Origin of the sequence: Sutcliffiella cohnii, assembly GCF_002250055.1 — a bacterium.
Taxonomy (GTDB): Bacteria; Bacillota; Bacilli; order Bacillales; family Bacillaceae_I; genus Sutcliffiella; species Sutcliffiella cohnii.
Map to the genome: position 1 here is coordinate 2591110 of NZ_CP018866.1, position 25676 is coordinate 2616785.

Consider the following 25676-nt stretch of genomic DNA (forward strand, 5'->3'; position numbering starts at 1 on the left):
ACATATCACCTGCTTTCCATTTCGGTGACAGATAAGTTGACTATTGCAACGGATATATTATCTTCTCCACCATATTCGTTCGCAAGATTAATCATTTGTTCCGCTTTTTCTTGTAGTAACATTTCACTATTATGTAGTATAGAGATTAATTCTTCATCACTTACTTTATTCGTTAGTCCATCAGAACATAATAACAAATAACCATCTTCCTCAAGTGGGAGCGTTCTTATATCTACTTTCACTGACTGCTCTGTCCCGAGAGCTTGTAAAATAACATTTTTTCTCGGATGATGTTCAGCATCTTCCTTAGAAATTTGACCACTCTTTACAAGCTCATTTACGAAGGAATGGTCATCTGTTAATTGTTTTATTTGTTCTTCTGATGATAAATAACAACGACTATCCCCTACATGCCCAATCGTAACGTACGAAGAGGTACATACTGCCGCGACAATTGTTGTTCCCATTCCATTACATTCTTTATGTACGCTCGCATATTGATATAAGTCTGAGTTAACTTGTACAATTTTATTTTTAAGCCACGTTTCTGTATCATTAGGAGAGGAGAAAACTTCCTCCTCATTCCAATATGCCTCCATTTTTTCAACTGCTAGCTTACTTGCAATATCACCAGCTTGATGACCGCCCATTCCATCACACACAATCGCCAAGGTTAATCCATCATTTTTTTCATAAATTCCACCATGGTCTTCATTATGTGTGCGTACTTTCCCTTTATTGGTTAAAAAGACACTCTTCAATGAATTCACCTCGTCTCCTCTTTACGCTCCTTCGCACGAAGTTGTCCACAAGCTGCATCAATATCATGACCTTGTTCGCGACGGATCGTAACATTTACCCCATATTTCTTTAATGTTTTTTCGAATTCAAAAATTTGTTCTTTCGGTGTTCTTACATAGTCTCTTTCTGGAACATAGTTTACAGGAATTAAATTAATATGACATTTTATTCCTTTCACTAATCTTGCCAATTCTTCCGCATGTTCCACTTGGTCATTAACTCCACCAAAAAGCCCATATTCAAAACTAACTCTACGTCCTGTTTTTTCAATATAGTACTTAACAGCTTCCATCAAGTCTGGTAACTTATACGCACGGTTAATTGGCATAAGCTTTGAGCGAATCTCTGTATTTGGAGCATGTAGGGATATAGCAAAGTTTATTTGCATATTTTCATCAGCAAACTTATAAATCTTTGGAATAATTCCGCTCGTAGAAACCGTAATATGTCTTGCACCAATATTTAAACCATCGTTATGGTTGATAATTTTTAAGAAATCCAACATTTCATCGAAATTATCAAACGGTTCGCCAATTCCCATTATAACTACATGACTTACTCGTTCATTCATTTCATCTACTGCCTGTTGCACTTTAACAACTTGAGCTACAATTTCCCCAGCTTCTAGGTTTCGCTTTAATCCCCCTAATGTAGAGGCACAAAATGTACAGCCAATTCGGCAACCTACTTGTGTTGTGACACATACTGAATTACCATATTCATGTCGCATTAAAACTGTTTCAATGGAATATCCATCATGCAATTCAAATAAAAACTTCATAGTTCCATCAGATGATGTTTGTTGAATAAGTGTTTTTAGGGTCGTAAGTACGAATTGTTCCTCTAGCTTTTCTCTTAAAGTTTTTGAAAGGTTCGACATATCCTCAAAAGAAGTTACCCTCTTAATGTAGAGCCAATCAAAAATTTGCTTTCCTCTAAATTTCTTCTCACCATTTTCAATTAACCAAGCTTCTAACTCATGAAGTTGAAGCGAGTAGATGGAAGGTTTCGTTATTGTTGCATCTTGCTGCTTTCGTGTTGTTTTCTCCATCTTTTACACCTGCCTTTTTAGTCTCGCAATAAAAAATCCATCGCTATTAAAATAATGAGGTAAAATTTGCAACATACCGTTTTCCACGTATTTGTGTGCAACCTCGGGAATTAAATTTCTAAATTCTGCATCTAAAGAAAAATGAGGATGTTCTTTTAAAAATTCGGAAACAACTTCCATATTTTCTTCTTTATCAATTGTACATGTACTATAAACTAGTGTGCCACCTTTTTTTACTAAAGGAGCAACATGAGTTAATATATTTTTTTGAATGGTAGCTAATTGCTCTATATCTTTTGCTGATTTAGCATATTTTAAGTCTGGCTTCCTTCGAATAACCCCAAATCCCGAACACGGAGCATCAACTAAAACTTTATCAAAACTTTCATGTTCAAATATATCTTGTACTTTTCGGCTATCGTATGCTTTAGCCTCAATGTTTGTTAGTCCAAGACGGGTTGCCTGGCTAACGATTAATTTAACTTTATGTTCGTGTAAATCTGTTGCAAAAACTTTACCAGTTCCTTTTAACAATTCACCAATATGCGTCGTTTTTCCTCCTGGTGCAGCACAACAATCGTATACCGTTTGTCCAATTTCTACACCTAACGAAGGTGCCACTAACATGGAACTTTCATCTTGGATCGTTAATAAGCCTTTCTCATAGACTTTAGAGTAGGCAAGATTCCCTTGTTTTAAAACAATTGCATAAGGGGAAACTTCTCCTTTTACAACATTGTACCCTTCATCTATTAGCATTTCCATTACTTCTTCTACCGTTGCTTTGTGTGTATTTACTCGAGCGGTTTGAAAAGGTGGCTTTAAATTTTGTTCACACATTAAAGTTGTTTGTTCTAGTCCATATTGTTCGACCCATTTTTCAACTAACCATTTCGGATGACTTGTTGCTATAGATATTTTCTCTATTTCATCCGTTATGTCATCAAGCGAACGTACACCATTTCTTTGTATGGACCGTAATACACCATTTACAACAGATGCTACCCCTTTATGTCCTCTCTTTTTGGCTATTTCAACCGCTTCAAAAATGACAGCTCGCTCTGGAATTCTGTCTAAATATAACATTTGGTATAGAGAGATATTCAATAATATTTTAACCCAGTCTTGAAGCTTTTTTTGTTTAGCAATAAAAGGAGCTAAATAATAGTCAATCGTCATCCTTCTTTGTACTGTTCCGTAAACAATCTCTGTAAAAAGTCCAGCATCTTTTTTTTGCACTTTATGTTGGTCCAAATAATGATTGAGTAATAGGTTAGAATATGATTGATTTTTTTCTATACTTAATAATGCATCAACTGCTAATTCACGAACATTTTTCATTTAATCTAACAAAGCTCCTTCTTTTAAGGCGGACCCCGCACCGTTTAGGTATTGCTCTCCAGTCATTCTCTTTTTACCAGCAGGCTGAAGATCTGTTATCTTTATTCCAATATTATTGCCAGTTTTCACAACAAACCCATCATTTTCTATGTGAATTACTTCACCGGGGTTACCAGATTTAGTTGTTGAGATCTTTTCTCCCCACCAAACTTTTACTGCTTGACCATCTAACGTTGTATAAGCAACTGGCCAAGGATGTAAACCACGAATGTGATTATATATTCCCTCTCCATCTTTGGACCAATCTATTTTTTCTTGTTCTCGTTTAATATTGTACGCAAAAGTAGCCTCATCATCATTTTGTTTTATAGCATTTAATTTCCCTTCAAACAGAAGAGGTAATGTTTCTGACAATAACTTTGAACCTGCTACACTTAACTTATCATGTAATGTACCAACATGGTCACTTTCTAAAATTTCAACTTCTACTTGTGTTAAAATATCGCCAGCATCTAACTTTTCTACCATGTACATAATTGTTACGCCTGTTTTCGCTTCGCCTTGAATGATAGAATAATGAATCGGAGCGCCTCCGCGTAGTTTAGGTAATAGGGATGCATGAACATTAACACATCCATATTTAGGTGCATCTAATAATGATTTAGGAAGAATTTGACCGAATGCAGCGGTGACGATTAAATCTGGTTGTAGCTCGATGATTTTTTTATATTCTTCCTCTAAGCGTATTTTTTCTGGTTGATAAATAGGGATTTTATGCTTTTCTGCTTCCACTTTAACTGGTGGAGGAGTCAGAACTTTTTTTCTCCCTTTTGGACGATCTGGTTGAGTTACTACAGCGATCACATTATATTGATCATTTATTAATTGCTGTAAAACCGGAACTGCAAAATCTGGCGTCCCCATAAATACTATATTTTTCATTTTATTCACCTTCTAATTCATCTTCTTCGTAATATTTTGTTACTTTACTCGTAAATAGCACACCATGCAGGTGATCCACTTCATGGACAATTGCTCGGGCTAAAAAACCCGTCGCTTGTAGTTCAAAAAATTTCCCGCGTCTATTTTGTGCTTTTACTTTTACATAATTCGGTCGGGCAACTTCCCCAAAAAGCCCTGGAAAGCTTAAACATCCTTCTGGTCCTACTTGCTCTCCATCTTCTTCGACTATTTCTGGATTAATTAATTCAATCTTCCCATGATGGTCATCAATATCTACAACTGCAATTTGTTTCCTAACATTTACTTGTGGTGCAGCAAGACCAACACCATCCGCTTCTAGCATCGTTTCATACATAGAATCTAATAATTTTGCTAGTCTTTTATCGAAAACAGTTACCTTTTCGCATTGTGTTTCTAATACTTCTGCTGGGTGTTTTACAATTTCTAAAATCATTTATTTCCTCCGACCTACATCATCATGTACGGGTTTAAATCTACTGAAATTAATAGTTTTTCCCTTACCATTTGTTGTTGATATTTATCTAAGATAGTTTTTAATAAATCGTTTAGTTTTGGCTCTCTTTTGTATTTAATTATACATTGATAGCGGTAACGGTCTTTTATTCGTGCAATTGGTGACGCAACTGGTCCCAATATGATAGCTTCGTTGGACAATTGTTGCTTTAAGAAAAATGATATTTTCTCCGTAACTTGTACTACTTTTGGTAGTTCCTCATGTGAAACAGTTAAAAGGACAGTATAGTAAAACGGTGGATATTGGTGAAGTTTTCTGACCATCATTTCCTTATTATAGAAGGAATGATAATCATGAGTGCTTGCTAATTGCACACTGTAATGCTCAGGCGTATACGTTTGAATTATAACTTCCCCGGGAAGCACATGCCGTCCTGCTCGTCCGCTTACTTGTGTTAATAATTGAAACGTTTTTTCTGCGGATCTAAAGTCTGGCACATTTAACATCGTATCTGCCGTTAATACACCTACTAATGTGACATCAGGAAAATCTAATCCTTTTGCAATCATTTGCGTACCTAAAAGAACATTCGCTTTCTTCTGACCAAATTGTTCTAACAGTTTTTCGTGTGAACCTTTTTTAGAAGTAGTATCAATGTCCATTCTTATTATTTTCGCTTCTGGCATTATTTTAACTAATTCTTCTTCCACTTTTTGTGTACCTGTACCAAAAAATCGAAAATGTTCACTTTGACAAGAAGGACAAGTTGAAACTACCGGCTCTTCAAATCCACAATAATGACATTTCATAGAGTTAGAAAAACGATGATAGGTTAAAGTAATATCGCAATGAGGACATTCAATAACAAATCCACAATCTCTACACATCATAAATGAAGAATAACCACGTTTATTTAAAAATAAAACAGATTGCTCTCCTCTATCAATTCGGTCTTGTAGCTTTTCTACAAGCACTCGAGAAAACATCGAACGATTTCCTTCTCTTAATTCTTCCCTCATATCTACAATTTCAACAGTTGGCATTGCTTGCTCATTCATACGCTTATCCATCGTTAACAGTGTGTATAATCCTTTTTTAGCACGTGCAAATGTCTCTAATGTTGGAGTAGCACTTCCTAGAACAACAGGGCAATTATGATATTTCCCTCGTTGGATTGCTACATCTTTAGCGTGGTATCGTGGTGTTTCCTCTTGTTTGTAGCTTGATTCATGCTCCTCATCAATGATAATAATACCTACATTCTCAAACGGAGCAAAAATAGCAGATCTTGCACCAACTACTACTCTCACTTCTTTTCGATGAATTTTTCTCCATTCATCGTATTTTTCTCCGATTCCTAGTCCACTATGTAAAACAGCAACTTCATCACCGAATCGAGATTTAAATCGGTTTACCATTTGTGGTGTTAATGAAATTTCTGGAACTAATATGATTGCTTCTTGACCTTTTTGCAACACAGCATCAACAGCCTGCATATACACTTCCGTTTTTCCGCTTCCTGTAACACCGAACATGACAAAACTTTCATGTCGACCTTTTTCAATGCAACGAAGAATAGGAGTTATTGCGTTTAGCTGTTGATCTGATAATGGCAACGGGTGAGACTTTTGAAAATTTCTATCTTTGTACGGGTCACGATAAATCTCTTCCTCTATTTCCGTTATAATACCTTCGTTCGTTAAAGTTTTTATAACGGAACTACTAGTTTGTGTCATTTCTAATAGCTCTTGTTTGGAAATTTTGGCAATTTCATTTTCCATGATATACGTCAGTACTCGTGTTTGCGCTTTTGCACCTTTAGTCAATTGTTTCATGTATGATGTTAACTGTTCTTGTGAGAACTGGACATCTATCATTTTGATCGTTTTTTTCTTTGCCTTATCCTTTACTTGATAATAGAGCTCAATTTTATCTTGTTTCACCAGCTTTTGAATGATTGGAAAATACGGTTGATCCTTCACATTATCGTACAAAACCCGTCCATTTTCCCCAAATATAGAGTGTAGTTCCGTTGGCAATGTTTCCGTATTTTTAACAATTAACCATTTTTCATATTTAGCTTTTAATGCAGCAGGAAGCATCGCCTGTAAAGCACTTATTGTATAGCAAAGTGTGTGATTTTTTAACCATTGTGCTAATTGTAATAGTTCACTCGTTAAGACAGGCTGTAAATCTAAAACAGATTGAATCGGCTTTACCTTCTCTAATTCGGTATTATCCTTCAAAAAGACAACGAAACCTTGTACATTACGGGGACCAAAAGGAACAATTACTCTCACCCCTGGTTGAACAATATCCTTCCATTGTTCAGGCACCCCATAATCAAACGTTCGATCAATTTGCTTTGCTGGTACATCAACGATTACACTCGCATATGTCATTTACATATCACTACCTTTTGAAGCAATATGCTGTAATATTTTGTACGCTAGTTCTAATTTCGTTAATTTAGGGAAAGAAGTAGGTTTTTCGTTTCTACTGTAAATGGAAATAATATTCGTATCTGTATTAAAACCAGCACCTTCTTCTGTCACATTATTCGCTACAATATAATCTAAGTTTTTCTTTTCTAGTTTTCCTTTTGCATATTGCTCAACATTGTTAGTTTCGGCTGCAAATCCTACTAAAAGTTGTTGTTTCTTTCTTTCACCTAACGTTTTTAAAATATCTGTCGTTCTTTCCATTTCAATGACTATGCTTCCGTCATTCTTTTTGATTTTACTTTCCGATACGAACTTAGGTCGATAGTCTGCAACAGCTGCGGCCTTAATAACAATGTCCGATTGGTCGTAATGCTTTAAAACTTCTTGTAGCATTTGTTCTGCTGATTCTACAAAAATAGTTTGAACATTTGGAGGGGGCTGTAAAGCGGTCGGCCCAGAAATTAGCACTACTTCTGCACCTAAATGTTGGGCCGCTTCGGCAATTGCGTACCCCATTTTACCAGAAGATCGATTCGTTAAATACCGTACAGGATCAATGATTTCAACCGTTGGTCCTGCTGTAACTAGTAGTTTTTTACCTTTTAAAATTAGTTGTTGACCTTTATTTTCAGAAAAAAAGTCTTCTAACAATTGTACAATTGTTTCTGGTTCTTCTAATCGCCCTTTCCCAATCCATCCACATGCTAAAAATCCAGCTTGAGGCTCAATAAAGTGATATCCAAATGTAGTTAATGTTGTCATGTTAGTTCGAACGGCTGGGTGGTCATACATGTTTACGTTCATAGCTGGGGCTACCCATACAGGAGCCTTCGTTGCCAATAGTGTAGTAGTAATCATATCGTCTGCAATTCCGTTTGCTAATTTTCCAATTACGTTTGCAGTGGCAGGTGCTATAAGTACGATGTCTGCCCAATCAGCTAATTCTATATGAGAGATAACTTTGGGATCTTTTTCTTCGAATGTATCTGTGTAAACATCGTTGCGTGAGAGTGCTTGAAATGCTAGTGGTGTTACAAATTTCACTGCTGAGTCACTCATGATTACTTTGACGATAGCACCTTTTTGAATTAGTTTACTAGTTAGTGCGATTGCTTTGTAGGCAGCAATTCCGCCAGTTACACAAAGTAGTATTTTTTTATCTTTCATTTTCTCATTCCCCCAAAATGAAAAATTATATGTAACAGTTTATTTATTCATGTAACGATTATTAGGAAAAACTTTATTCTAATATAAACAAAATGATTGGTTTCGTCGACTTTTAAGATTGTTTGGTGGGTCTTCTCTAGAAAATAGGTGTGTTTAAGAAAAAGCATTGCATTATAGACAGCAATGAATGTTGTTTATATGTTTTAAGCAATACGTTTCACTTCGCTACAGACACTTGCTTTCCGCGGGGAGGGATTCGAGCCTCCTCGGCTGCGCCTGTGGGGTCTCGACCTTCCCTCTACATCCCGCAGGAGTCAAGTGTCTTCCGCTACGTTTCACTCACGGTTCTAAAACATGAAAGGTAAAACATTGAAGCTGTTCAAATAATATATACATCCATTTCTAGCTCTTTAGTGCTAATTCCGTTTACGGTTATCTAAGCTTTTAGCTTTGAAAAGACTAAAAAAATAACAACCTATTGCTAGGTTGCCCATTTATGATGTAGAACGTATTTATGAATATGGAAAGGAAGAAATATTCGTCCTTTCCGCTCCACAACCTAAACGAGAGGCTGTATTATTTGCTGTTTAAAATACCTTCACTGCGTTCTGTAGAACTTACATGAATTACTTTCAATAATTCTGCATCGATTTCTTCTAACGCTTTCCCTACATTTTTATGGGAAACTGTTTTACTTAACATTACTGTTCCATCTTGTTGTAATTCACGTGCACGTCTTGCTGAAACTGTTACTAACGTGTATTTGGAATCTAATTTTTTCATTAATGAGTCGATAGAAGGATTTAACATTTTATTCAACCTCCAACATTCTTTGGTATTTTTCTCGTATTCTTGTGCGTTTACAATGTTCGGCAACTACGATGGATTGAATTCTTGAGCAAGCTAAATCCACTTCATCATTCTCCACCACGTAGTCGTATGCGTCCATCATTTCAATTTCTTCTTTTGCAACAGTCATACGATTATTAATTAAATCTGCTGTTTCTGTTCCTCTAGTTGTAATTCGTTTCTTTAATTCGGAAAGACTTGGTGGTGCTAAGAAAATGAAAACACCTTCTGGAAATTTATTCTTTACTTGTAACGCACCTTGCACTTCAATTTCAAGGAAGACATCTTTTCCTTGCGATAAACATTGTTCTACATAATCGACAGGAGTGCCGTAGTAGTTACCTACGTATTCCGCCCATTCAATAAATTTATCTTTTTCAATTAAAGACTTGAATTCTTCCTTCGATTTAAAGAAGTAGTCAACTCCATCTACTTCTCCTTCTCGGGGTTTTCTTGTTGTCATCGAAATTGAATACTCAAAATCGACATCATCTTTTGAAAATATCGCTTTCCTTACTGTTCCTTTACCAACACCAGACGGGCCAGAAAGAACAATTAATAAACCTCTTTCAATCATGTCTTTATGTTACCTACCCTTCATCAGACATTTCATCTTTATTAACAAGCCTTTGCGCAACTGTTTCTGGTTGCACGGCAGATAAAATTACGTGATCGCTATCCATTATGATAACTGCACGAGTCCTCCTACCATATGTAGCATCTATTAACATACCTTGATCACGTGCATCTTGAATGATACGTTTAATTGGAGCGGACTCTGGACTTACAATAGAAATAATACGATTTGCAGATACAATATTACCAAATCCGATGTTAATTAACTTAATACTCATGCTTTCCCCACCTTTAGTTACAACTCTATTCTTTACCTCTACGAAAAAATGTAATCAAAATTATTCAATGTTTTGAACTTGTTCCTTCATCTTTTCTAAACAAGCTTTCATATTAATTACCGTATTACTAATTTTAGCATCATTGCTTTTTGAACCGATCGTATTAGTCTCTCGATTTAATTCTTGTATAATAAAATCAAGCTTTCGCCCGATAGGACCATCTGTTTCTAGTGTTCTTTGGAATTGATGAACATGACTTTGAATACGTTGTAATTCTTCATTAATATCGGATCTATCTGCAAATATCGCTACTTCGGTGGCGATTCGTTGTTCATCGACTGAACCTTGAACCCAGTCCTTCATTCTTTTTTCTAATCTTTCTTTATATGTAAGTATTACATTTGGTGCGTATTCCATTAACTGTAAAGAAGTTTGCTCAACCTCTTTCACTTGATTTAATAGGTCTGTTTTTATTGTTTCACCTTCAGAGGTTCGCATTTCAATTAATTTTCTTGTTGCTGTTTCTACTAACTGAAGTAATTGTGTCTCTAATTCAGATTGGTAGTCCTCTACCTCATTAACAATTAAAACGTTATCTAGCTGAAGAACATCACTAATAGTAATAGAACCTTGTATATTAGAGGAACTCTTTATTTCTTCCGTTTTTTTTATATAGTCTCTTAATAAATCCCAGTCAACTTCTAACTTTCGCGAAGAAAGACCTATTCCATCTATCGTTATAAAAACTTCTACTCTGCCTCTATGTATTAACATATTTATTACACGTTTCATCTTTTCTTCTAAGGAAAGTAATTGCTTAGGCATTCTCATATTTATTTCGCAGAAACGATGGTTAACTGATTTCATTTCCACTGTAATGGTATAGGTATCTGTTTGTAAAAAGGCACTACCATAGCCAGTCATACTTTTTACCATTCTGTCACATCCGTTTCTTTCAAAAAAATGGTGCTAAACTATACGCTAAGCAAAAATAATCTTAGCATTCTTTTCGTCATTTTCAAAGGAAAAAATGAAATAACAAGGAAAAAGGTAATAGAGTAATCTCTACTACCTTTAAGAATTATACCATATTCTCCTTTTGTTTTCGCGTAAAAAGTGACCCAACTAGTAAAAAAGTTGGCAAGGATGCTAAACCTAAAATTAACAACCATTCTTTCGGGTCTAAATAAACAGTATGGAATATAGTTTGTAACGGTGGATAGTATATAACAATTAACATTAGTAAAACAGAAGAAAGTACTGCTACAACTAAATACATATTTTCAAACGGATTACGGTGAAAAATTGATTTTTCACTTCGACAATCAAAAACATGAATTAATTGAGCCATTACTAACGTTGCAAAAGCTACTGTTTGAGCGTACGGTAAATTGTCTGGGTTTTGATTGTATACAATAACAAATGCTATTAATGTAACAATCCCTATTAAAAATCCTCGACTAATTATTTTCCACCATAGTCCCCGTGCAAATACCCCTTCTTTCGGATTTCGTGGTTTTCTTTTCATGACATCATCTTCTGGCTGATCTAATCCAAGTGCCATAGCTGGCAAGCCGTCTGTAACTAAATTAACCCACAAAATTTGTATTGCTACTAGTGGTAACGGTAGTCCCATTAGCATTGCGAATAGCATAACTAATATTTCTCCAACATTGGAAGCCAACAAGTAGCGAATAAATTTTCGTATGTTCTCGTATATATTTCTTCCTTCTTTTATTGCGGATTTGATTGTAGCGAAATTATCATCTAGTAAAACTAGTGAGGACGCTTCTTTTGCTACATCAGTACCAGTTATCCCCATAGCAATTCCGATATCAGAAGCTTTTATTGCCGGAGCATCATTTACTCCGTCGCCAGTCATCGCCACTATATGTCCTTTTCTTTGTAGTGCCTTCACTATTTTTAATTTATGCTGAGGAGACACTCGCGCGTACACATAAACATCATCAACTATTTCTTCTAACTCATCATCCGTCATGTTTGACAATGCTTTACCATCTAAAACTTTTCCTCCAAAAGGTAAAATACCTAATTGTAATGCGATTGCTTTTGCCGTAACGACATGATCTCCTGTAATCATAACCGTTTTAATGCCTGCAGCCTTACATTCTTTTACTGCAGCTTGTACTTCCGGTCTTGGTGGGTCAATCATTCCTTGTATTCCAATAAGTGTTAAATCTTTTTCAGCCTCAAATTGGCTTACGTTATTGTTTTCTAACGGCTTAAATGCAATTGCGATATTTCGTAACGCATCTGATGCAAATTGATAAACAGCACCTTGGACTTCGTCTTTAAATTTTGGTGTGAAAGTTTCCTTCCTACCGTCCCATAAAATGGAGTTAGATACGTCCATTACAACATCTGGGGCACCTTTTGTAATTGCAAATGCTTTTCCTTGTTTGTCTTCCACAATTACAGTCATCATTTTACGTTCCGAGTCAAATGGAAACTCTTTCACTAATTTAAATTGTGATAAAAGACCTTCCCTCGTTAAACCTGCTTTCATAGCAGCGACGGTTAATGCTCCTTCAGTAGGATCACCGTCTAATACGTAATGTCCATTTTTCTTTACGATATTAGCATTATTACATAGTAACCCAAAAGTTAACAATTGTTGAAGTGGCTTTTCATTATTAGGATTCATTTCTTTATTCTCTAAAATAAAATCCCCTTTTGGCTCATACCCAACACCAGAAACTTTCCACACTTTACCGCTAGACCAAATGTTCGTAACGCTCATTTTATTTTGTGTTAAAGTACCTGTTTTATCAGAACAGATGACAGACGCACAACCTAGCGTCTCGACTGCAGGTAGTTTTCGAACAATCGATTTTTGTTTAATCATGCGCGTTACCCCTAGAGACAGCGCAATTGTTACGATAGCAGGCAACCCTTCTGGAATGGCAGCAACTGCTAACGAAACCCCAGCTAGAAACATCGTATATATATCATGACCTTGTAATACTCCAATAGCTACTACGAGAAAGGTTAAAATTAACGCTACTACAATTAGAATTTTACCTAACTGTTCTAATCTTCTTTGTAAAGGGGTTATAATCGTTTCGGAAGATTGCAAAAGATCGGCAATTTGCCCCATTGCTGTGTGCATACCTGTCGCAACAACAACTCCTACGCCACTCCCCCGTGTTACAACCGTTCCCATAAAAGCCATATTCTCTTGATCACCAATAGAGATGTTATCCCCTACAATTGGCGATTCTTTCTTCACTACCGGCAACGATTCACCAGTTAACGCAGATTCTTCAATTTCTAAAGAGCTTGACTTAACGATTCTCATGTCTGCCCCTATACGATCTCCACTAGAAAACTTCACTACATCTCCGACAGCTACTTCTCTTGAAGGTACCTTTTTCCATTCACCGTTCCGAAGTACGGTAACTTGAGGAGCCGACAACTCCTTTAATGCATGTAACGACTTTTCTGCCTTTCTTTCTTGGAAAAAACCTAAAAGTCCATTAATTAATACAATAGCCATAATCGCAATTGCATCAATATACTCACCTAATAAACCTGATATTAACGTTGCAGCTAATAAAACAACAACCATAAAATCTTTAAATTGTTCTAAAAATAGTAGTAATACATTTTGTTTTTCTGCTTCCTTTAGCTCATTCGGCCCAAACTGTTCAATCCGCTTAATTACTTCTTCATCATTCAAGCCATTCTCAAGGTCGGAGTTTATTCGTTCCTCTACCTCTTCGACCCTCATTTCATGCCATTTCATCTTTTCCTCTCCCCCACCTCACAAACTTTACACAAACTACCCTCACCAAAGCTTATTCAGACTCGTCCAAAAAAATGATATAATTATAAGAAAAGCGGAGGCGCTTTGCTCAGGCCCGTACAAACTGGACTGTTCCGGTAGGAGATAAAGGAAACACGGTGAACGCGAATGCGTGAACCGATGTTGACTTATCGTACGGACGGAACGGGAAGTTTGATAGGGCCTAAGCGCCGGAGCTGGACATAGAAAAGCGAAGGCGGCTCGGTTAGGTCCAATCAAACTGGAGCTTTTCCGCAGGAGATAAAGGAAACACGGCGAACGTCAGAGAGCCGATGTTGACTTATCGTACGGAGGAAAAGCGAAGTTTGAGCCGGACCTAGCCGCCGGAGCTGGACAATGAAAAGCGAAGGCGGCTCGGTTAGGTCCAATCAAACTGGAGCTTTTCCGCAGGAGATATACAAATTTACTAAAATTTAAAACAACGGATAGTATTATATAAATGCTGTTACATGAGAGAGGAAGTTACCTATGTCCTTTGATGGAATTTTCACACATAAAATGACGCAAGAACTTAAACACAATTTAGAAAGCGGTAGAATTTCGAAAGTTTACCAGCCTTATAAACAAGAGCTAGTGTTTACCATTCGCGCAAACGGAAAAAACCATAAATTACTCCTATCTGCTCACCCAAGTTACGCACGTGTACACCTTACGGAAGAAGTGTATGACAATCCGAGTGAACCACCTATGTTTTGTATGCTATTACGCAAACATTTAGAAGGGAGTATCATCACTTCTATTCAACAAGTTGATATGGATAGAATTATTGTTTTCGAAATGAAAACCCGAAACGAAATTGGTGATATATCTTATAAACAATTAATTATTGAAATTATGGGCAGACATTCTAACATTATTTTCGTGGATAAAGAAAAAAATATGATTCTTGATAGTATTAAGCATATTTCGATGGCGTTTAATCGTCACCGTAGCATAGCTCCTGGTCAAGCTTACGTTCTTCCACCTCAACAAGAAAAAATAAATCCTTTTGAGGCCAATGAGGAAATTGTCCAAACGAAAATAGATTATTTTTCTGGTAAATTAGATAAACAATTAGTTTCTCTCTTTGCAGGAGTTTCTCCTATTTTAGCTAGAGAAGCAGTTCACCGTGCAGGACTAGCGAACAGAGAAACTCTTCCGAAAGCATTTGTCCAGCTAATGAAGGAAATTGCTGATGATATTCATCCGCAAATTATTATTACACCAGAACAAAAAGAAATTTTTTATTTAACGGATGTAACACATGTGAAGGGTGAAATTAAACGTTATTCTTCTTTAAGCGAGTTACTGGATCGTTTTTATTTTGGGAAAGCTTCACGCGATAGAGTTAAGCAACAAGCACATGACTTAGAAAGATTTGTACAAAATGAAATACAAAAAAATAAAACGAAAATTAAAAAATTAGAACAAACATTAGAAGACGCTAAAAAGGCCGACACTTTCCAATTGTATGGTGAATTACTAACAGCTAATTTACATAGGCTGAAGCGTGGCGCTAAAGAAATTGAAGTTATCAATTATTATGATGAAAATGGTAGCAGTATTAAAATTGAATTATCGCCAAAACTATCACCTTCTGAAAATGCGCAAAGATACTTCCAAAAATATCAGAAAGCGAAAAATTCACTTTCCATCGTTCGTGAACAAATAGAACTAGCGAAAGAAGAAATTACTTATTTCGAAATGTTATTTCAACAGCTCGAAGCCGCTTCTCCAAAAGACGTTCAAGAGATTAGAGAAGAGTTGGTCGAGGAAGGATATTTAAAAGTGAAACAAAAGAAAGGTGCGAAGAAAAACAAACCACAAAAGCCTTTACTTGAAAAATATATTTCTTCTGAAGGGATAGAGATTTTAGTTGGTAAAAACAATAAACAAAACGATTATTTAACGAATAAAGTTGCTCGCCGAGACGAGATTTGGTTTCATACGAAAGACATTCCTGGCTCACATGTCGTGATTCGTCATTTAGAACCAACTGATAATACGATACGTGAAGCAGCGACCATTGCTGCCTACTTCAGTAAGGCGAAACAATCTAGCAGTGTTCCTGTAGATTTCACAAAAATAAGACACGTTAAAAAGCCTAGTGGATCAAAACCTGGGTTTGTTATATATGACAACCAACAAACTATCTTTGTAACACCTAATGAAGAGCTCGTCATTAAATTAAAATCTAATTAAGTTAACAACGAAAAAACCACAAGATTGCAATATAACAACTCTTGTGGTTTTTTTAATTATATTAACTTGCCATCCAAGACTCATCTTGGGGATTTTCCATCCATTTCGTTAATTTTTCTACGTCTTTTTCTCCAACGTATCCTTCTTTCACTGCTACTTTTAACAGTGTTTCATAGTTGCAAATAGAGACTGCTTTAATGTTGGATGCTTCTAGCCTTTCTTTTCCAACAGGTAGGTCGTACGTAAAAATAGAGATAATTCCAACCACTTCGCAACCTTCTGCTCTTAGTGCTTCCACTGCATTAATTGCACTTCCACCTGTTGAAATTAAATCTTCTACTACTACTACCTTTTGACCCGACTCTACTTTCCCTTCTATTTGTTTCCCTTTTCCATGTTCTTTTGCTTTACTTCGCACATAGCACATTGGTAGATTAAGTCTTTCACTAACAAACGCAGCATGGGGAATTCCAGCTGTTGCTGTTCCTGCTATCACATTTACATCGCCAAATTCATTTTGTATCACTTTAGCTAGCTCTGATGCTATATCACTTCTTACTTTTGGATAAGATAAAGTTAACCGGTTATCACAATAAATAGGAGACTTCATTCCAGAAGACCAAGTAAACGGATCATTCGGCTGTAAAAATACTGCTTTTATTCGTAATAAATGTTCAGCAATTTTCTCGTTCATTTTTTTGCTACCCCTCTCCACTGTTCATTCACTTCTTCGTATGCTTTTCTTGGATCACTAGCTCCTGTAATCGAACGCCCAACTACGATAGAGCTTGAACCTAATCTTGATGCTTCTTTCGGTGTTACAACTCTAACTTGATCATCGTTTGAAGAGGATGCCAATCGAATACCTGGTGTTACTTTTAAAAATGATTCACCTAGTGCTGAGTTTAACATTGGCGCTTCATAGGCAGAGCATACAACTCCATCTAGTCCACTTTCTTTTGCATTGCTAGCATAATGTAGTACTACATCATTTAATGCTTGATCTATTAATAAATCCTTTTTCATACGTTCTTCTGACATACTTGTTAACTGTGTAACTGCAATAAGTGCTGGTCTTTCTCCTAAACTACCAGCTGTTAAACCTTCTAGGGCTGCTTTCATCATTTCACATCCACCAGCAGCATGCACATTCGTTAAGTCCACACCTAAATTGGCTAAACCTTTCATTGCTTGATACACAGTGTTAGGAATATCATGTAGTTTTAAATCTAAAAAAATTCGATGATTTCTTTTCTTTAAATCTTCAATAATAGAAGGGCCTTCTTGATAAAACAATTCCATTCCTACTTTGACAAATAGTGGTCCATCATCAAAATGGCTTAAAAAAGTATCAACCTCTTTTTTTGTAGGAAAATCAAGTGCAACTATTAAATCCTGTTTCACTTTTTCCAGCTCCTTCCGATACATTCTGATATATGCTCAATACCTAGTTTATCTAGCAATGGAGGTAGGTCATCAATTAAAGTCGGACATATATATGGATCAACAAAATTAGCTGTACCAACTGCTACTGCACTTGCACCAGCGTAAAAGAATTCTAGCACATCTTCTGCTGATTGTACTCCACCCATTCCGATAATAGGGATATTTACATTTTGACTAACTTCGTACACCATTCGGATGGCAACTGGCTTAATTGCTGGGCCTGATAGTCCACCAGTACCATTTGCTAAAATTGGCTGAGCTGTCTTTAAATCTAGTCTCATTCCGAGTAACGTGTTAATCATCGTTAATCCATCTGCTCCTGCTCGTTCAATAGCTTGAGCGATTTCAACGATATTTGTGACGTTTGGAGATAACTTAACGTATACCGGTACTTCGGAAACATCTTTAACTGCTTTCGTAACAGCATAGGCAACTTCAGGTTGAGTTCCGAATGCAATGCCGCCTTCTTTCACATTGGGACATGAAATGTTTAGTTCTAGAGCATGAACGTTCGATACTTTTGAAATTTCTTTAGCTACTTCCACATAGTCTTCGATTGTTGAGCCAGCTACGTTAGCAATAATTGGAACGTCATATTGTTGTAAAAACGGAAGCTCTTCCTCTACAACCTTCTGAAGTCCTGGATTTTGTAACCCTATCGCATTTAACATTCCAGCTGGTGTTTCAGCTACTCTAGGCGTTGCGTTTCCAAACCTCGGCATTTCCGTAGTTGCTTTGATCATAATCGCACCGAGCTTGCTTAAATCATAAAAGCGTGAGTATTCTCGCCCAAATCCGAAACAGCCAGAAGCAGGCATGATTGGATTTTTTAACGAGAGACCTGGCAAGTCAATTTGTAATCTGTTCATATTAGAACCTCCCCTGCCGGAAATACCGGACCATCCGTGCAAACTTTTCGATAAGTAAAACCAGTAGGGTCATCCTTTCTATGACAAACACAAGCGAAGCAAGCCCCAATTCCACATCCCATTCTTTCTTCTAATGATAGAAATACAGGATAATTTGTAGAATACTTTTCTTCTATTACTTTTAACATCACAGTTGGCCCACATGAAAAGACAGTATGAAAGGAGAATGGATTGTCATTTAAAACATTTGTGACAAAACCTTCTGTCCCATAAGAACCGTCTACTGTTGCAATATACGTATCACCAAGGCTTAAAAATTGTTGTTCATAAAACACATCTTCCTTTGACTGAAACCCGAGAACATGGATTGTCTCTATTCCTACTGCATTTAACTGTTTCGACAGTTCTAATAACGGGGGAACACCAATTCCTCCCCCGACAATTAATGCTTTCTCACCTGTAGGTACAGTATTTATGGAAAATCCGTTTCCGAGTGGACCTAGAACATCTACTAGGTCACCGATTTTTTTCTGAGAAAGTAATAAGGTTCCTTTTCCTTCAGCTCGATAGACAATGGTAAAAGTTTGTTCTTCCTTATTAATTTTTGCAATACTAATCGGTCTTCTTAAAATTGGATCTAAACTGTCTCCGACCCGTATATGAACAAATTGACCTGGATGATTCATAAGAGAGACAAGCTCCCCTTGTAGCGTCATTTCATAAATATTTCTCGCTATTTTTTCATGCGAAACGATATTCATGTAAGCTTTTTTCATCCTACTGTCACCACCTCTTGCGCACTAGGATGTAATTGTTCTATAGAATCAATAGAAAATGTCATAGACTCTAACACTCTAAGGATTGCATTTGCTGTGTCAAGTGAAGTTAAACATGCAATACCGTTTTCTACCGATTCACGACGAATTCTAAACCCGTCACGTGCTGGTTGCTTTCCTTTTGTTAGTGTGTTAATAACGAACTGAGCTTTCCCTTTTCTAATTACATCGATTAAGTTTGGTGCTTCTCCACCGATTTTATTTACAACTGTTACAGGGATATTTTCTTTTTCAAAATAGGTAGCTGTTCCTTCCGTTGCTAAAAGTTTATACCCTATTTGGTGGAATCGTTTCGCTAATTGTAATGCCTCTTCTTTATCTTTATCAGAGATCGTAAACAAAACAGAGCCATACGTTTTAATAGATATTCCCGATGCGACTAGTCCTTTATATAATGCTTTTTCTAGCGTTATATCTTTCCCCATTACTTCTCCGGTAGATTTCATTTCTGGCCCGAGCGTAATATCCACATTTCTTAATTTAGCAAACGAGAATACAGGTACTTTTACAAAAACACCTTCTGTTTCAACTTGTAGCCCAGTTGCATAACCTTGAGCTTGTAAACTTTCTCCTAAAATTACCTTTGTTGCTACATTTGCCATTGGCACATTCGTAATTTTACTTAAGAAAGGTACTGTTCTACTTGATCTAGGGTTTACTTCTATTACGAATACTTCATCTTTATATAGTACAAATTGAATGTTTAATAGTCCTACTATATTAAGACCTCGTGCTAATCGAATAGTGTAGTCGACGATTTCATCTTTAATCTTTTTCGATAGTGTTTGAGGTGGGTAAACGGCAATGGAGTCACCTGAGTGAACACCTGCTCGTTCAATATGTTCCATTATTCCAGGAATAAACACATCTTTCCCATCTGAAATAGCGTCCACTTCAATTTCTTTTCCAATCATATATTTATCTATTAAAACTGGGTGTTCTGGATTTACTTTTACAGCGTTCTCCATATAGTGAAGTAATTCTTCTGTTTTATAAACTATTTCCATCGCTCTTCCACCAAGTACGTAAGATGGACGAACTAGCACCGGGTAACCAATACTTTCGGCAATCGTAATCGCTTCACTTACGGAAGTTGCTGTTTTACCAACTGGCTGTCTAATTCCTAATTGATTTAACGTATGTTCAAACTTATCTCTATTTTCGGCACGATCTAAATCTTCTAAAGAAGTACCTAAAATCCGTACTCCTCTTGCAGATAATTCTGCTGCTAGATTAATAGCTGTTTGGCCTCCAAACTGAACGACTACCCCTTTTGGATTTTCTAAATCAATTATATTCATGACGTCTTCGACCGTTAACGGTTCGAAATATAGTTTGTCAGAAATACTAAAGTCGGTAGATACCGTTTCAGGATTATTATTAATAATAATTGCCTCATACCCTGCTTCTTTAATTGCCCATACAGAGTGTACAGTAGCATAGTCAAATTCTACCCCTTGACCAATTCGAATCGGTCCCGAACCTAAAACGACAATACTTTCTTTACTAGTCACAATCGACTCATTTTCCTCTTCATAACTGCCGTAAAAATATGGAGTTTCGGATTCAAATTCAGCTGCACAAGTATCTACCATTTTATAAACTGGTTGCAATTGTAGCTGCTTTCTTGTTTCGTAAACATTTCGTTCGCTTATATTCCAAAATTTCGCAATCGTAACATCGCTTATTCCCATTTGCTTAGCTTCTATTAATAATTCTTCATTCCCTGGATTGTTTTTAATACGTTGTTCCATTTCTAATATGTTGCTGAACTTTTGTAGGAAGAAATAGTCGATTTTACTCCAGTCATGAATGGTTTCCATTGATACGCCACGACGTAACGCTTCTGCTACATAAAATAAGCGCTCATCCCCAGCTTTACGAATTCTCTTTTCAATTGTGCTGTTACTGATAGACTCTGCATCCTCTAATTCTAAGTGGAAAATTTTCGACTCTAACGAACGCACTGCTTTTAAGATGGATTCTTCAAATGTTCTACCGATGGCCATTACTTCCCCAGTTGCCTTCATTTGTGTTCCTAAGCTTCTATTGGCAGATTCAAATTTATCAAACGGCCATCTTGGTATTTTTGTAACGATATAGTCTAACGCAGGCTCGAATGATGCATATGTTCTTCCTGTTACAGGGTTCATCATTTCATCTAACGTTAACCCTACCGCTATTTTTGCTGCTAGCTTGGCAATTGGATAACCTGTAGCTTTTGAAGCTAGTGCAGATGAACGGCTAACACGCGGGTTTACTTCGATAATATAGTATTGAAAACTATGTGGATCTAATGCTAGCTGCACATTACAGCCACCTTCTATTTCTAACGCTCTAATTATTTTTAAGGATACATTTCGTAGTAACTGGTACTCTCTGTCACTTAACGTTTGACTTGGTGCTACTACAATGGAGTCTCCTGTATGTATTCCTACAGGATCGATGTTTTCCATATTACATACAACGATTGCATTATCATTTCGATCTCTCATTACTTCATATTCAATCTCTTTAAAACCAGCAATACTTTTTTCTAGTAAACATTGATGAACTGGGCTATTTTTAAGTCCGCTAGTAACAATTTCTTCTAACTCTTCTTCATTCGAACAAATTCCACCACCAGTCCCACCTAGTGTATAAGCTGGACGTACAATGACAGGAAAACCAACTTGTGCAACAAATTTTTCCGCTTCGTCTATCGAATGGATAATTTCACTATCGGGAACAGGTTCACCTAATTCATTCATTAAATTTCGGAATAAATCACGATCCTCCGCTTTTTTAATAGCGGATAATTTCGTTCCTAAAATTTGCACATTACACTCATCTAGCACACCTGATTCTGCTAATTCAACGGCTAAGTTCAAACCTGTTTGGCCTCCAAGCGTTGGTAAAAGTGCATCTGGGCGTTCTTTTCTAATAATTCTACTTAAAAATTCTAACGTTAACGGCTCCATATATACTTTGTCAGCCATTTGAGTATCTGTCATAATTGTCGCAGGGTTCGAGTTCACTAATATTACACGATATCCTTCTTCTTTTAATGCAAGACATGCTTGCGTTCCTGCATAATCAAATTCTGCTGCTTGCCCAATAACAATAGGTCCTGATCCAATTACTAAAATTGTTTTAATATCTAAACGCTTTGGCATGCTTTTTCTCCCTCTTTCTTAGTTGTCTCGATTAAGCTAATAAATTCATCAAATAAGTAATTTGCATCTTCTGGTCCAGGGCTAGCTTCTGGATGATATTGTACTGTAAAAGCAGGGAAATCTTTATGTTTTAACCCTTCAACTGTTCCATCATTTAATGCAATATGTGTAATTTCTAATCTAGTATTTTCGATAGAATTTGTCTCCACAGCATAGCCATGATTTTGAGAAGTAAGGGCTACTTTACCTGTTCTTACATCTTTTACTGGATGGTTAGATCCTCTATGGCCAAATTTTAAACGTTCCGTATTCGCACCACATGCTAAAGCGAATAATTGATGCCCTAAACAAATACCGAAAAGAGGAATTTTACCTAAAATGTTTTGGATCATCGTTACCGCTTCACCTACATCTTTCGGATCTCCAGGGCCGTTAGACAACATAACACCGTCTGGATTTAATAGGAGAATCTCTTCCGCTGTTACATTATAAGGTACAACGACAACATCGCAGCCCCGCTCGTTTAACTCTCTTAGTATCCCGTGTTTCATTCCAAAATCAACTAACACTACACGATTTCCTCTTCCAGGACTAGGATAGGCCGTTTTCGTAGAAACTTGCTCTACTTGATTTGTAGGTAGATTAGTAGATTTCAATTTTTCTATAACTTCTTGACGGTCCGCATCTAGTGAAACGAAAGCACCTTTTAACGTACCGTAATTTCTTATAATTCTTGTAAGTTTTCTCGTATCAATTCCCGAAATTCCTGGAATGTCTTTCGCCTTGAAAAATGCATCTAATGACATTTGACTGCGAAAATTAGATGGATGGTCACAAACTTCCTTCACGATAAAACCTTTAATTGCAGGGTGAATCGATTCGAAATCATCACGGTTGATCCCGTAGTTTCCAACTAACGGATACGTTAATGTTACAATTTGCCCACAATAAGATGGATCAGATAATATTTCTTGGTAGCCTGTCATACCTGTATTAAATACTACCTCTCCAATTGAATCTTTCGTGCTACCGAATGCTTTTCCTACAAAGAAAGTTCCGTCTTCTAAAACGAGCTGTCTTTTCATGCATGTACACTACCTTTCTCCCAAACTAGTTTTCCGTTAACAAATGTCATTACTGGCCACCCTTTACATTCCCAATTTGTAAAAGGTGTATTTTTTCCTTTTGATAAAAATTGCTCTGGATCAATTTTTTCGTTTAACTGTAAATCAATAATGGTAATATCTGCTACAGCTCCTACTTCTATCTTTCCAGATGGTAAGCGGAATGTTTCAGCTGGACGAACTGTTAACCAGTCGATTAGTTGTTTTAATGTGAAAATTCCTCTTTCAACAAAGTTTGTATATAGTAATGGGAAGGCAGTTTCCAACCCTACTATCCCGAATGGTGCTAATTGTAACCCTTCCCTTTTTTCTTCACTCGTATGTGGGGCATGATCGGTTGCGATGAAATCTATTGTGCCATCTAATAACCCCTGTAGTAACGCTTCTTGATCAGCTTTTCCTCTTAATGGAGGATTCATTTTATAATTGCTATCTACGGATGGAATATCCTCCTCACTTAATAATAAATGATGTGGTGTAACTTCGGCAGTTACTCGAATGCCTGCCCTTTTTGCATCTCGTACAACACGTACCGATTCTTTCGTACTAATATGACAAACGTGATAGTGACAGTTTGTGCTTTCCGCTAATAAAACGTCACGTGCTATATGAACAGATTCACAGACTGATGGGATACCGTTTAATCCGTGCTGTTTAGAAAAGTTACCCTCATGGACAGATCCTTTGTTTATTAACGTGTTTTCTTCACAATGTGCTACGATAGCCATATCGAGTGCTGCTGCTTTTTTCATCGCTTGTAACATAACACTTGCGTTTTGTACCCCTACACCGTCGTCTGTAAAAGCAAATGCACCAGCTTCTTTTAATTCTTCAAAATTAGTTAACTCTTCTCCAAGCTGCCTAGTCGTGATACAAGCATACGGAAGTACGTTAACAACTGAAGTTTCTTTTATACGATTCGTAAGCCAATTTAATTGCTCCTTCGTATCAGGTGTTGGTCTCGTATTTGGCATGGCAGCAATTGTAGTAAATCCACCTTTAGCCGCTGCTTTTGAACCCGTTTCAATCGTTTCTTTCTTCTCTCCACCTGGCTCTCGTAAATGAACGTGTACATCGATAAAGCCTGGGCTAATGAATTTTCCGTCAAGCTCGATTGCCTCTTCATCGTCTTTTCTAATTAAATGTTCACTAATTTCATATACCTTTCCATCCACTATCCTAATATCTACTCTATTTAATTCTCCCTTTTCATTAAACCAAGTTCCATTTTTTAATAGCGTGCTCATGTACTGATCCCCCTTGTAATTTATCGATTGCACTCTTTAAAACTGCCATCCTTACATAAACTCCATTTTCCATTTGTTTAAAAATTCTCGAGCGTTCACATTCCACTAATTCACTAGCTATTTCCACTCCTCGATTTACTGGAGCTGGATGCATAATAATACTTGTAGGTTTCATTCTTTTTTCTCTCTCTACAGTTAAACCATAAGTTTCATGGTATGAATTCATTTCCTGTTTAGAAGCAGAATGTCGCTCATGCTGAATTCTTAAAAGCATAATGACGTCTGAATTTTCAACTGCAGTATCTAAATCAATGTACAGGTCTTTCGAAAATGTAGCATCTTGCCACTCATTCGGGGATACAAAAGTTACTTCCGCCCCTAGTTTTTGAAGAACTTGAGCGTTTGATCTCGCTACTCTACTATGGCGAATGTCACCTGCAATCGTTACTTTTAGCCGATGGAAACTTCCGAACTCTTCATAAATAGTAAGTAAATCTAAAAGAGATTGTGTTGGGTGATGACCGCAACCGTCACCTCCATTAATAATTGCACCGTTTATACCTTCTAATTGTTCAAAATAATTATCTTCAGGGTGTCTAATAACGAAAACATTTACACCTAGTGACTCCAACGTTTTCACCGTGTCATATAACGTTTCTCCTTTTTGTATACTGGAAGTCGATACTTCGAACGGAATGACGTTTAAACCAAGCTTTCGTTCTGCCACTTCAAAACTACATTTCGTCCTCGTACTCGGCTCATAAAATAGATTCGCTACAAAAAGGTCACTGGACCATTTCATGCCGTTTTTGAATTTGGAGGCAGTTTGTAATAAGTCGAATATTTCTTCTGTCGGTAGGTCGTTTAATGTAAGTAAATGCTTCATTATTACTACACCCTTTCTATCTTTGTATTTCTATATTCTCCAAAAAAAACACCCTATCAAAGTTAGATAGGGTGAAGGAAGGTACTTTTAACAAGCAAGTACCAAGTCAAATGGAAAGGAGCTTTTATTCAAAGCATTCTGTGGAAAAGAATACTTTTGCT

The 25676-nt window shown here is 36.7% G+C and carries 21 protein-coding genes; 1 reads left to right on the forward strand and 20 read right to left on the reverse strand.

Annotation, left to right across the window (positions count from 1 at the left end):
• Positions 1-5: 5 nt before the first annotated feature.
• From BC6307_RS12865 to BC6307_RS12920, 12 genes are all read right to left on the reverse strand, one after another.
• Complete coding sequence (locus BC6307_RS12865; protein ID WP_066417729.1) at positions 6-761, reverse strand: Stp1/IreP family PP2C-type Ser/Thr phosphatase; 756 nt, start codon at positions 759-761, stop codon at positions 6-8.
• A gap of 5 nt (positions 762-766) precedes the next feature.
• Positions 767-1852: a dual-specificity RNA methyltransferase RlmN gene (gene rlmN, locus BC6307_RS12870; protein ID WP_066417711.1), complete on the reverse strand. Its 1086-nt coding sequence runs from the start codon at positions 1850-1852 to the stop codon at positions 767-769.
• Positions 1853-1855: 3 nt separating this feature from the next.
• A complete protein-coding gene (gene rsmB / locus BC6307_RS12875) occupies positions 1856-3193 on the reverse strand; it encodes a 16S rRNA (cytosine(967)-C(5))-methyltransferase RsmB (RefSeq protein WP_066417714.1) in 1338 nt (445 codons plus the stop codon).
• Positions 3194-4135: a methionyl-tRNA formyltransferase gene (fmt, locus tag BC6307_RS12880; RefSeq protein WP_066417718.1), complete on the reverse strand. Its 942-nt coding sequence runs from the start codon at positions 4133-4135 to the stop codon at positions 3194-3196.
• Between the two features lies 1 nt (position 4136).
• On the reverse strand, positions 4137-4610 hold the full coding sequence (gene def / locus BC6307_RS12885; protein ID WP_066417721.1) for a peptide deformylase: 474 nt from the start codon (positions 4608-4610) through the stop codon (positions 4137-4139).
• A 14-nt stretch (positions 4611-4624) separates the two neighbouring features.
• Positions 4625-7033, reverse strand: coding sequence for a primosomal protein N' (priA, locus tag BC6307_RS12890; protein WP_066417724.1), 2409 nt, complete (start codon positions 7031-7033; stop codon positions 4625-4627).
• On the reverse strand, positions 7034-8242 hold the full coding sequence (gene coaBC, locus BC6307_RS12895; protein WP_066417725.1) for a bifunctional phosphopantothenoylcysteine decarboxylase/phosphopantothenate--cysteine ligase CoaBC: 1209 nt from the start codon (positions 8240-8242) through the stop codon (positions 7034-7036).
• 576 nt (positions 8243-8818) lie between these two features.
• Positions 8819-9052, reverse strand: a complete 234-nt coding sequence (gene rpoZ / locus BC6307_RS12900) for a DNA-directed RNA polymerase subunit omega (RefSeq protein WP_066421853.1) — start codon at positions 9050-9052, stop codon at positions 8819-8821.
• A gap of 1 nt (position 9053) precedes the next feature.
• Positions 9054-9668, reverse strand: coding sequence for a guanylate kinase (gene gmk, locus BC6307_RS12905; RefSeq protein WP_066421856.1), 615 nt, complete (start codon positions 9666-9668; stop codon positions 9054-9056).
• A 13-nt stretch (positions 9669-9681) separates the two neighbouring features.
• Entirely contained in the window at positions 9682-9945 is a 264-nt protein-coding gene (remA, locus tag BC6307_RS12910; protein WP_066421858.1) for an extracellular matrix/biofilm regulator RemA, read from the reverse strand.
• A gap of 60 nt (positions 9946-10005) precedes the next feature.
• Positions 10006-10881 (reverse strand): YicC/YloC family endoribonuclease, encoded by an 876-nt coding sequence (locus BC6307_RS12915; RefSeq protein ID WP_066421862.1) that lies wholly within the window; start codon positions 10879-10881, stop codon positions 10006-10008.
• A 145-nt stretch (positions 10882-11026) separates the two neighbouring features.
• Positions 11027-13711 carry a calcium-translocating P-type ATPase, SERCA-type gene (locus BC6307_RS12920; protein WP_066421864.1) on the reverse strand — a complete coding sequence of 895 codons (2685 nt, stop codon included), beginning with the start codon at positions 13709-13711 and terminating at the stop codon, positions 11027-11029.
• A gap of 528 nt (positions 13712-14239) precedes the next feature.
• On the opposite strand from BC6307_RS12920, the gene BC6307_RS12925 reads away from it, so the two are divergent.
• On the forward strand, positions 14240-15952 hold the full coding sequence (locus BC6307_RS12925; RefSeq protein ID WP_066420604.1) for an Rqc2 family fibronectin-binding protein: 1713 nt from the start codon (positions 14240-14242) through the stop codon (positions 15950-15952).
• Between the two features lie 61 nt (positions 15953-16013).
• Here BC6307_RS12925 and pyrE read toward each other — a convergent pair whose 3' ends face one another.
• The 8 genes from pyrE to BC6307_RS12965 are packed head-to-tail and all read right to left on the reverse strand — an operon-like array spanning position 16014 to position 25515.
• Positions 16014-16646: an orotate phosphoribosyltransferase gene (gene pyrE / locus BC6307_RS12930; protein WP_066420605.1), complete on the reverse strand. Its 633-nt coding sequence runs from the start codon at positions 16644-16646 to the stop codon at positions 16014-16016.
• A complete protein-coding gene (gene pyrF, locus BC6307_RS12935; protein WP_066420607.1) occupies positions 16643-17356 on the reverse strand; it encodes an orotidine-5'-phosphate decarboxylase in 714 nt (237 codons plus the stop codon). Before pyrF ends, pyrE begins: the two co-directional genes overlap by 4 nt.
• A complete protein-coding gene (locus BC6307_RS12940; RefSeq protein ID WP_066420608.1) occupies positions 17353-18267 on the reverse strand; it encodes a dihydroorotate dehydrogenase in 915 nt (304 codons plus the stop codon). Before BC6307_RS12940 ends, pyrF begins: the two co-directional genes overlap by 4 nt.
• Positions 18264-19043 carry a dihydroorotate dehydrogenase electron transfer subunit gene (locus tag BC6307_RS12945; protein WP_066420609.1) on the reverse strand — a complete coding sequence of 260 codons (780 nt, stop codon included), beginning with the start codon at positions 19041-19043 and terminating at the stop codon, positions 18264-18266. The genes BC6307_RS12940 and BC6307_RS12945 overlap by 4 nt, the downstream gene beginning before the upstream one ends.
• Complete coding sequence (carB, locus tag BC6307_RS12950; protein ID WP_066420610.1) at positions 19040-22258, reverse strand: carbamoyl-phosphate synthase large subunit; 3219 nt, start codon at positions 22256-22258, stop codon at positions 19040-19042. The genes BC6307_RS12945 and carB overlap by 4 nt, the downstream gene beginning before the upstream one ends.
• Positions 22243-23343 carry a carbamoyl phosphate synthase small subunit gene (locus BC6307_RS12955; RefSeq protein WP_066420611.1) on the reverse strand — a complete coding sequence of 367 codons (1101 nt, stop codon included), beginning with the start codon at positions 23341-23343 and terminating at the stop codon, positions 22243-22245. Before BC6307_RS12955 ends, carB begins: the two co-directional genes overlap by 16 nt.
• Entirely contained in the window at positions 23340-24629 is a 1290-nt protein-coding gene (locus tag BC6307_RS12960) for a dihydroorotase (protein WP_066420613.1), read from the reverse strand. The genes BC6307_RS12955 and BC6307_RS12960 overlap by 4 nt, the downstream gene beginning before the upstream one ends.
• The gene (locus BC6307_RS12965; protein WP_066420614.1) at positions 24595-25515 is read right to left on the reverse strand and encodes an aspartate carbamoyltransferase catalytic subunit; all 921 of its coding nucleotides are present in this window, start codon (positions 25513-25515) and stop codon (positions 24595-24597) included. Before BC6307_RS12965 ends, BC6307_RS12960 begins: the two co-directional genes overlap by 35 nt.
• Between the last annotated feature and the right edge of the window lie 161 nt (positions 25516-25676).

Bases quoted from the DNA above. Each gene is read 5' to 3' on its own strand.
- rlmN (WP_066417711.1), bottom strand. From the start codon at position 1,852: ATGGAGAAAACAACACGAAAGCAGCAAGATGCAACAATAACGAAACCT.
- rsmB (WP_066417714.1), bottom strand. From the start codon at position 3,193: ATGAAAAATGTTCGTGAATTAGCAGTTGATGCATTATTAAGTATAGAA.
- fmt (WP_066417718.1), bottom strand. From the start codon at position 4,135: ATGAAAAATATAGTATTTATGGGGACGCCAGATTTTGCAGTTCCGGTT.
- def (WP_066417721.1), bottom strand. From the start codon at position 4,610: ATGATTTTAGAAATTGTAAAACACCCAGCAGAAGTATTAGAAACACAA.
- priA (WP_066417724.1), bottom strand. From the start codon at position 7,033: ATGACATATGCGAGTGTAATCGTTGATGTACCAGCAAAGCAAATTGAT.
- coaBC (WP_066417725.1), bottom strand. From the start codon at position 8,242: ATGAAAGATAAAAAAATACTACTTTGTGTAACTGGCGGAATTGCTGCC.
- rpoZ (WP_066421853.1), bottom strand. From the start codon at position 9,052: ATGTTAAATCCTTCTATCGACTCATTAATGAAAAAATTAGATTCCAAA.
- gmk (WP_066421856.1), bottom strand. From the start codon at position 9,668: ATGATTGAAAGAGGTTTATTAATTGTTCTTTCTGGCCCGTCTGGTGTT.
- remA (WP_066421858.1), bottom strand. From the start codon at position 9,945: ATGAGTATTAAGTTAATTAACATCGGATTTGGTAATATTGTATCTGCA.
- BC6307_RS12915 (WP_066421862.1), bottom strand. From the start codon at position 10,881: ATGGTAAAAAGTATGACTGGCTATGGTAGTGCCTTTTTACAAACAGAT.
- BC6307_RS12920 (WP_066421864.1), bottom strand. From the start codon at position 13,711: ATGAAATGGCATGAAATGAGGGTCGAAGAGGTAGAGGAACGAATAAAC.
- BC6307_RS12925 (WP_066420604.1), top strand. From the start codon at position 14,240: ATGTCCTTTGATGGAATTTTCACACATAAAATGACGCAAGAACTTAAA.
- pyrE (WP_066420605.1), bottom strand. From the start codon at position 16,646: ATGAACGAGAAAATTGCTGAACATTTATTACGAATAAAAGCAGTATTT.
- BC6307_RS12940 (WP_066420608.1), bottom strand. From the start codon at position 18,267: ATGAACAGATTACAAATTGACTTGCCAGGTCTCTCGTTAAAAAATCCA.
- BC6307_RS12945 (WP_066420609.1), bottom strand. From the start codon at position 19,043: ATGAAAAAAGCTTACATGAATATCGTTTCGCATGAAAAAATAGCGAGA.
- carB (WP_066420610.1), bottom strand. From the start codon at position 22,258: ATGCCAAAGCGTTTAGATATTAAAACAATTTTAGTAATTGGATCAGGA.
- BC6307_RS12955 (WP_066420611.1), bottom strand. From the start codon at position 23,343: ATGAAAAGACAGCTCGTTTTAGAAGACGGAACTTTCTTTGTAGGAAAA.
- BC6307_RS12960 (WP_066420613.1), bottom strand. From the start codon at position 24,629: ATGAGCACGCTATTAAAAAATGGAACTTGGTTTAATGAAAAGGGAGAA.
- BC6307_RS12965 (WP_066420614.1), bottom strand. From the start codon at position 25,515: ATGAAGCATTTACTTACATTAAACGACCTACCGACAGAAGAAATATTC.